Source organism: Halolamina salina (genome assembly GCF_042678005.1).
Classification (GTDB): domain Archaea; phylum Halobacteriota; class Halobacteria; order Halobacteriales; family Haloferacaceae; genus Halolamina; species Halolamina salina.
The window spans coordinates 1-9242 of record NZ_JBHUDH010000054.1 but is presented as its reverse complement, the minus strand read 5'-3'; the positions used below and the strand labels follow the sequence as shown (position 1 = coordinate 9242).

The following is a 9242-nucleotide window of genomic DNA, read 5'->3' as shown; positions in this document are numbered from 1 at the left end:
CCGCCAGCAAGCACTACTGCCGCCGGGCGAACCGGTCTGCTGTATCGGGTATCCTGTGCGTTAAACTTCGGAGGATGTCACAGGTTCTTCGGTCAAATATGATCGAATAATTCCATTTAGATATCTGCTCTGTAAGTCGTCTTGTAGATAAGATCGGATAGCATCGTTCAGTCCAGATTCTGTGACTACCCCGTCATTATTAACATATGGTTGATACTCTTCGGGGATGGTTATCTCACTTGTTGCTGTGATTGTTTCTGTCAGAGATGCAAATGACTCTGCACTATCGACTGATATCGTGATCGCGTGTGAACCTGCTGATTCTGGTGTGATAGTAAAGGATTTTGAAATACTGTCGTTTGCGGAAAGATCTGGAAGTATTATTCGAGAAGTATCTATTTTGACGGATTCGGGCGGTTCAACTGAAACAGTAATATCTGTAGCAAAGTCATCGCCGACGTTCGTAACTGTAACAGTTAGAGGGACTGACTCAGCTGTTTTAATTTGACTGCTTTCTACTGATACCTGTGAGAGTTTCAAGGTTGGTGGTAGCGAAACAGTCGATGCTAACTGGGTGGCCGACTCGGTCACGTCGGCAAATTCGTCTTCTTTGTCTTGGGTGCGGGAAATAACGTCAATAACTTCGCTGGAACTATCGGCCTGAACTGCTAACGTGCTACTCTCGCTGGCTGTGGTATTTTCTAATTGGTTGTCTAGAAACGTAGAAACGACAGATAGCAACTCAGTGCGCTGAACCCGAGTTCTATTTGCTTCCCGTAGATACGAGGTCAGTTCTTGGACAGTGTCGAACGAAGAGTTTTGGCTAGTTCGTGCAGCATTGATTTGTGCTGATAGCTCTTTCTCGTTATTTCTTTCAGTTTGATACTTTTTCATGATTTCTTGGAATATAGTTTCTGCATCTTCGTATCGTTCCTGATCAATTGCTGCAGCTATCTGTTCTAACAGAGTATTTAAATCTGTCTCAGCGAGCTGTTCATAAGCCTCTTTAATCCGATCAAGATCTTGCTCCTCCACCGCCTGCCGCATAGCCGCTGCTTGATCTGGCTGATCAGACATTGGGGAATGTCACCTCCTCTCCGTTAATAGCAGTTCTTGTTATTTCTCCTTGCATTAGTTTGATATATGCCATCAACGAATATCCTACTACTGTGCTACCAGCACTCGTTAATACATCTAGGAACAGCCCAACTACAGCATTCCCAAGAGCAGTCGCGGAATCAATTATTTGCCAGATGACCTCTTGATCACCAGTTAGTGCGTCTTCAATATTGTCCCATAGATTGAGTTCGCCTGAGACAGTCTCAAGAAATTCCATAAGATCTGCTGCATCCTTTATTGTTGAATCCAGGTTGTTTTCTGTTCGCTCGAGTTCTTGGATTATTTTTTCTGTATCCCCTTGTAGTCCCTCAGCAGCTAGTTTATCTGGTTGAAAAGCATTATCGACGTCATTGAGAGTTCCATAGATTGAGTAGCCGTTTCCAAGTAACGTCGGATATCCGCCTACAGAACCAACAGTATTGAAGATTCCCTGTATCGTATCTATCTCAATAGCGGTTCGAATACCGTCTTGGACTAGATCGATAATTTCGTCAGCAATCTCTGTGAGTTCCTGTTGAATAGCCTCTCCACCAGATATTTCACCGTTTGACACTTTCGTAAATAGATCGGTTGTCTTTTCTTTACATTGTCGTGTCGCTTCCTGAGCAAGACCTGGCCCATCGTTATCTTCGCCAGCTGCAAGCATATCATTTATTGTGTCTGTTGCAATATCTGTAAGGAACCCGGCAGCGACAGTGGCTGCTCCTCCAGCGAGCACTCCCAATCCAGATGGGATCATAGCAATAGCAACGGCAGCACCCATAATGTTAACAGCTGTTTTCAGCGTATTGACTGCAGTATTTTCGGAGATATTGATAAATCTCGAGCTATTTTTTGCTTGTGCTGGACCGATTCGTTGGATAGTTCGTAATGAAACATCTTCAACTGCTTGCAGTCGTTGAATCGCGTCCACTCGTGTGGATTCTGAAATCTGACCCTGATCTGCCGCTTGGTCAAGTGCAGTAATAGTGGACGCTGTCCATTCTTTATCACCATCTAACTTCGTGTTAAGATAACCCTCCATTGCAGAATGGGAGGACTGTTGGTCAATCAGTTGAGCAGTCTGGAGCTTCCGGGACTTATATGATTTCTCGATCTCAACCTGTTCTTTGATTTCGATATCGCTTACTTGGATTGAGATATTATCTGTTCCTGCGTCTCCAGCCTCTGTATCCCATTCAAGCGTTAGGGTAAGCGACTCTTCGCGACCAATCTGAATAGGCTCTATATCGACAGTACTCCCGCTAAAGTCTTGTAACGCTACACTCCTGTTTTCTTTGTCAAATCGAGTGTTTTTCAGTTCGACCTCGGCTTCTAACACCTCCCCTTCTGTAATTGGTGCATTTGTGTTGACATTGACGACACTGACTGGTTCATCCGCGACAGCGATCGATTTCACCTCGACGTCTCTTGCGCCACAGGTCTTCTCAACAGCTAGGGCGATGTTGTACTGCCCTGGTTCTGTATATGTGTGTGTGGCTGTTTCCCCATACGAGTTGACCGACCCGTCGTTATTGAAGTCCCACTCGTACTCCACGAGTTGGCCACCGTTCGGTTGGCTAGCTGAGCCGTCAAATGAGACCTCCTGCCCTTCGACGACTGCGTCTGGAGAGAACGTGAAACTAGCTGTCGGTAGAGGGGCGCACGGTTCTTCAAATGTTTCTGTATCGTACCCTGATAGGCCGTTGTATGCGGTCTCAAGCCGCACTTTTCGCTCTGCCCCATCAGTCGTGTCGTCGTTCGTCACATACGTAATTTCGTATTCGTTCGCAATGCTCTCGGCTATCTTTGTATAGATTTCAGTAAGATCGGATCCATCCGCAGCCTCATAAAATCCTCCGCCCGTTTCAGTAGCTAACTGTTCAAGATTGTTATAATTGATAGTATTCCCGAGTCCGATTGTGTAGACTGGGACACCCTCTTGCTTTGCGATGTTGACTGCTTCTGATAATGAGCTTGAACTCGCATTATCCTGTCCGTCAGCTAGCACTACAACAGCTGAACGACCAATCTGTTCTTGATCCGTTCGGGGTCCTGCTTCGTTTACTCCCTCTCTAACTGCATCGAACAGTGCCGTATTTCCTGCAGGGCTAATACTGTCAATTGTATCAGTAAGTCCAGACTGAGAGCTTGTCCATCGTTGTCGGATTTCTGTTGATTCATTGAAGGCGAGTACGAGCCCTTCGTCACCTGAATTGAATTGTTGAACAAACTCTTTCCCGCCTTCAATCGCAGTCTCCATCCGACTGCCGGTACTCATACTCCTACTTTTGTCAATTACTATAGCTGTACTAATATTGTTTGCTTCATCTGAATCCGGCGACGATAACGTCTCAATTGCTTGATCGGAACTTGACCCCAAGCGTGTTTCTATCAGATTGAAATCACTTTTGGAAAGGTTAGATAATGTGTCCCCGTTACTATCGTATACACTTGCAAAAACGGTAACCTCCGGGAACTCTGGACGATTTATCTGGCGGATATTAACATCCAGTCCGCTTGCGCCACTTACCTGTCCTACAAACCCAGTAATTCCAAACCCGGCCCCAGTTGTGCGTAATATATCACGTCTGCCTATTGGGAGCGTTTGATCATTTTTATTGTTCGCTCCACTGGTATGGCCGTCTGACATGAGTGATTGGATATCCTGGATTGCCTTATAATCTTGGTTAGTATTGCATTTCTATCAATTTAACTGTTTTAAGATCAACGATGTACTGCGTGGTACTGGCCCGTGTACTTTGAAATCGACCATTAACTTAACATCGTTCGCCTCTAACTCGCCCCCATGCTTCTCAACCGATCTCTTCTACTTTCTGTTTTCCTTATCGGTTTACTCGTATTCTCTCTCGTTGCCTCACCTGTTGTTGGGGCGAGTTTCGCTTCCAATTTCTCCCAATCTCCCCATACTGACTCCGATGTCGAGATCTCTGTCTCTTCGGATTCAGGAGAGACTCTTGATCTCCTCATTTACCTAGAGGATCTTCCCTCTTCAACGAATATAACGACGCGAAAACATCAAGCAGCTCACGCTCAATCAGCGCTTCTTAAATTCGCTAATCACACTCAGGGGTTGACGGTCAAAAATCGATTCTGGATTTCTAATGCTGTTCTCGTTACTGTTGATACTGAGCGAGTGTCTCTCGAGTCGATATCTCATGTTGAAGGAGTCGAACGAATTCAAAGCAATGTTGAGGTCACAGCAAATAATGTAAGCGCTTTTTCTGACACAAATTCGTCATCCTCTTCGTCTGTCGTGTCTCCCGTTACTGAATCATCTGTTGCGTCGTCTTCGTCGGTAACTTCGAATAACACAACTTATGGGCTGTCTCTCATTGGGGCGCCAACTGTTTGGGAGACGTATGATACCCAGGGCGACGGAATTCGGGTTGCGGTGCTTGATTCTGGTGTTGATGTCTCCCATCCGGCTCTTTCGTTGTATTCCTCCGATCCGGATGATCCAACATATCCGGGTGGTTGGGCTGAGTTCGATGAGAATGGCACTCAAGTAACCGGTTCCCGGCCGTCTGATGCGTTCGGGCATGGAACCCACGTTAGTGGGACTGTCGCTGGTGGTTCAGCTAATGGGACCCATATTGGTGTCGCCCCTAATGTGTCGCTTATGCACGGTCAGATACTCGGTCCAGATGGTACGGGAACTCTAGCTCAAGCTCTCGCAGGGATCGAATGGGCTGTTGAGAATGATGCTGACGTGATTGGGATGAGTGTCGGTGTTGAAACCTATGAGAGTGAGTTTATTGACCCGATTCGGGTGGCTCGTGAGCATGGAACGGTTGTTGTTGCTTCAATTGGGAATTATGGGGCTGGATCGAGTGAGTCCCCTGGTAACGTTTATGATGTCTATAGTGTTGGCGCAGTTGACGCAAATGCTTCCGTTGCGGAATTCAGTAGCGGTGAATCGATTAACACGACGACTGCGTGGGGAACAACTGCACCGCCTGAGTGGCCTGCCTCGTATGTGGTTCCTTCGGTAACTGCACCCGGGGTAAATGTCGTCAGTATTGGCTCGGATGGGTCTCTGACGTCGCGTTCGGGGACGAGCATGGCCGTTCCACACGTTGTTGGCGCGATGGCGTTGTTGCAGGCAGCGACGCCGGTGGATCATTCCCCGAGTAATTTAACCGAGGCACTCACGGAGACGGCACGGAAACCGGATTCGTGGCCGGTGGCTGATGGGAAGCGAGATACTCGATACGGTGCTGGCATTATTGATATTCCGGCAGCGATCACGTACCTTACTGAACCATCAGCGACTCCTGAGTTCGAGGTTCGGTCGACAGCCTTGAATACTACGTCCGTTCTTGAGGGGGATCGAGTGGCGGTAACGGCAGAGATTGAAAATACAGGAACGTCGGAAGGAACCTATACTGCTGGGCTTCGTGTAAATGGGACGGTTGTTGCGACCGACTCCGTTCGTGTGCCGGCCAATGAGACGGCTTCACTCACAATGACTCACCGGTTTGACCAGCGCGGTGACTACCAGCTTGCGGTTAACGACACGCTCGTCGGTACGCTACGTGTTGATCGTCCGGCACAGGTTTCGGTTCGGAATGTGTCGTTAACCTCTGATCGGATCTCGGCTAACGAGTCTGCGAATGTCTCAGTTACCCTGGAAAATACGGGGGATCGGAGTGGGAGTCAATCGGTCGCACTTCTCGCGAATGAGACTGTTGTTTCGACACGAACGGTTGATGTCCCGCCGCGGGACACGGTTCAGACGACGCTCAGTTCCCGTTTTAGTGATGTGGGTCACTATATATTGGCTGTAAATAACGTCACTGCAGGCGAGCTCACGGTTACTCGACCCGCGAATCTGACGCTGACAGAGGCAACGCTTGAAACAACGAGAGTTTCGCCGGATCAGTCAGTCAATGTGTCCGTTACAGTCTCAAATACTGGAGGGACCACTGGGATGTACACTGCCGATCTTGAGTGGGGAGACATTACGCTTACAACAACTCAGCTTTCTGTCCCGGCGGGAGCAACTAACAGCACGATCTTACAGATATCTTTCGCGCGCGATGGCACGTATGACCTGGCTGTCAACGGCGTGAATGTTGGTGAAGTTACCGTTACGGATACTGCTGCATGGGCGACGCCATACGTGACTGCAGATGGCCGCGTGGATGCAAGTGGTCTGAATACCGCGATCAAGGACTATCTTCAGGGAGAGCTTTCGGCACCGCGACTGAACACTGTTATCCGAGCATACCTGTCGGGACAACCAGTTCTTGAGTGACCTTTCTCCCCGTTCACCCAGTTACTCAATCTCCCTTCTTCAAGGGGTCGCTGACGGCGGTACGTAGCAAGGGGGTAGTTCATTAACTGGGTGTGAATGTGGTGTGAGGATTCACTTATATGAAAAATGAGATCGCGTGTGTGGTGCTAATCTTGTATTGACCGGATGTCGTCGGGTTGTTTCTGGCTCGCTCTGGGGGGTATGGAACACAAAGCATTTAATTCGGGAGGTGAGATGTATAGATACCCCTACCCCCTCCCCGACTGGTGGAGTGAAGTAGCGCTTCCGGCGTGAACCAGAAACCAGCAACATACACGACGCAAATGAACACATCACTTCCGAACGGCAGGGGTATCGTATGTTAAGCACCCTCCGCAATGAATAATAACTACAACACATGACAGGTAATTCCACACCCCATGAGAAGGCAAGGGCGATCATCCTTGCCGCCCTCATGGTGATGTCGGTATTCGGCATGACTGTCGCCTTCGCCGGAAGTGCGGCGGCGGCAGTCAATACTGCCGGGACTCCTGGTGACATCGCTGTCGGCCAAGACAGCGTCAGTCAGGAGTTCACAATCGAAGTAGGTAGTGTAGGTAATGATAACACGATTAATGTTAGCGCTGATGACCTAGCTAACAACGCTAACATTAGTGATGCCCAGGCCACTGTCACCGCTAATACCAGTGGCTCCGCGTCCGTTACAGAGTTCGATAAGGACGCAAACAACATCACAATCAATGTAGAGTCCGTAGATGGCGACACCGTGAACTTCGATCTGAATGTGTCCTCGATCGACACGTCAGACTCGACCACGGCCACCGGACTGACGTATACGGTTACCGACGTTGCCAACAGCGACTCGATGGAGACCGATACCTTCGATCTTGTTGGCGCTGACAGCGTAACCGCGAATGATGTTGATGTGAGCACTGGCGACGAGACTGCATACATCAACGTCAGTCATACGGACGGTGCGGACGCTGAGTTCGCTGTCTACGACGGTAGTAACGAGGTCATCCACCAAGGTTCGGATTCTGTCACCGGTAGTGATACCGGAACAGGATACACGAACTACACTGTTGACCTATCGAATTCGAATGGGAATGCGTTCGAACTCGGTAGCTATGACGTGTACGCAGCCGCGGATAACGCAAGTGCCGACTTCGGGGCTGTCACGGACGAGAACTACCAGGCAAGCACGTCCTTCACCCTGAACGGGCTGAACGCCAACTCGATCACGGGTGCTGACGGCACGCCCGTTATCGTGGCCGCGAACGACACCGAGGTCACCTACGAACTGACCCTCGAAAACACTGGTAACGAGACAGTCGAGCAGAACGTCTCGCTTGTCGCGTCCAATGCGAACGGGTCGATTGACTTCACTCAGACGCCGGGTACCCTGACCGATTCGGTGGATGAGGATAACTTCACTGTAGTGGCGTTCGAGGAGAACGTCTCCGTTGGTGCCGGTAACACGACGAATGTTACCCTGACGGTCAACACGGCTGACCTGCCGGGTGCCAGCGATAACGTTAACGACTACGAGATCGCCGGCTACACGTCCGGCAGTCCCTACAGTGCTTCTACGACCGACCTCAAGGTCGGGTCGAGCACTCAGGGTAGTGTCACCATCCAGGTCCTGGATGGGGACAGTAACCGCCAGGAGAACGTCTCCGTTGAACTCTGGCTGCAGAGCGACTACGACGACGAAGCACTCGTTCTCGAGACCAAGGAGACCAACGAAAACGGTGAAGTGACCTTCACCGGCCTGACTGTTGGCTCTGACAACAACAACCAGGTTCGGTACACCGCACGCGCGGGTGCCGACACGAGTGAGTTCCAGTCCAGTACTACGACGCTGAGTCTGTACGAGACGACTCAGACGTCCGATTCGAGTTCGCTAACGCTGACTCGGAACGTGGACGCGGACAAGCTGTCGATTGATGATGTCGACCCCAGCTCCACTGTGGATGTTGGTAGTACGGTCGACATTTCGACCCTGGTCCAGACGCTGGACGAAGAACCCGTAGGCGACCTGTCGGCCTTCGAGGACGGCACGGTCGAGATCACGAACATTTCCTCTGACGGTCCCGCGATTATCGAGGGGCTGGAGGAGGGTGATACCGTCACTTCTGACGCTGACGGTATCGCTGAGTTCACGGGTCTCACGACGGCCGAGACCTTCGATGAGCTTGACAAAGACACTGAGGTCACTATCGAGTTCCAGGCGTCCCCGGCAGGTGACTCACCCGCTGAGGACGTGACGGCGACCACGACGGTGACGTTCGAGGCCGAGCCGCCGTCCGGTAGTGGCGCAATCAGTGGTGACGTCTACGAGTACGAGTCTGACACGCAGCTCAGTGCGAGCGACAACACTGAGGGCGTGAGTGTCCACGCGGTGACGATGGACCGTCTGGAAGCGAACAGCCAGACTGTTGAGAACGCGAACACGTCTGCGTCCGTTCGCGTTGTCGACAACGAAACCGGTGAAGTCCTGAACGTTGAGACCGACTACCTGTTCACGAACGGCGTGCTCGAGGCTGACGACACGAAGCTCAGCCAGAACACGTCGATCATCGGGACCGGCTTCAACGCTGAGGATACGGACGGTGACGGGAACGTGAACTTCTCGGTCCACGTCCTGGAAGCCGGTGACTACACCGTTCAGGTGTCTGACAACGGCTCGTTCGAAGCGCCGAGTGAGTACACCTTCACGGCTAGCAACAACCTCACGTACGAGGCAACCGACGACCGGTACGCCAATGTCCCGGCCGATCACACGGCCCAGACTGACAGCGACGGTGAGTTCCGCCTGACCGCGCTGTACACGAACGGCTCGACCGGCGTCGACTACGCTGTG

4 protein-coding genes are annotated in these 9242 nt (G+C 50.7%); 2 read left to right on the top strand and 2 right to left on the bottom strand.

The features are described 5' to 3' along the window. Positions 1 to 60 precede the first annotated feature (60 nt). Both ACFR9S_RS06535 and ACFR9S_RS06530 read right to left on the bottom strand, forming a co-directional pair. Entirely contained in the window at positions 61 to 1077 is a 1017-nt protein-coding gene (locus ACFR9S_RS06535; RefSeq protein WP_079990218.1) for a CARDB domain-containing protein, read from the bottom strand. Continuing rightward, positions 1070 to 3751: a VWA domain-containing protein gene (locus tag ACFR9S_RS06530; RefSeq protein ID WP_143077010.1), complete on the bottom strand. Its 2682-nt coding sequence runs from the start codon at positions 3749 to 3751 to the stop codon at positions 1070 to 1072. The genes ACFR9S_RS06535 and ACFR9S_RS06530 overlap by 8 nt, the downstream gene beginning before the upstream one ends. A gap of 156 nt (positions 3752 to 3907) precedes the next feature. Between ACFR9S_RS06530 and ACFR9S_RS06525 the strand changes: the two genes are divergently transcribed. Next, positions 3908 to 6379: a S8 family serine peptidase gene (locus ACFR9S_RS06525; RefSeq protein WP_079990221.1), complete on the top strand. Its 2472-nt coding sequence runs from the start codon at positions 3908 to 3910 to the stop codon at positions 6377 to 6379. Positions 6380 to 6776: 397 nt separating this feature from the next. Further along, positions 6777 to 9242 (top strand): surface glycoprotein (locus ACFR9S_RS06520; protein WP_379818303.1); only part of this gene is annotated, 2466 nt, incomplete at its 3' end.

Bases quoted from the DNA above. Each gene is read 5' to 3' on its own strand.
- ACFR9S_RS06530 (WP_143077010.1), bottom strand. From the start codon at position 3,751: ATGTCAGACGGCCATACCAGTGGAGCGAACAATAAAAATGATCAAACG.
- ACFR9S_RS06535 (WP_079990218.1), bottom strand. From the start codon at position 1,077: ATGTCTGATCAGCCAGATCAAGCAGCGGCTATGCGGCAGGCGGTGGAG.
- ACFR9S_RS06525 (WP_079990221.1), top strand. From the start codon at position 3,908: ATGCTTCTCAACCGATCTCTTCTACTTTCTGTTTTCCTTATCGGTTTA.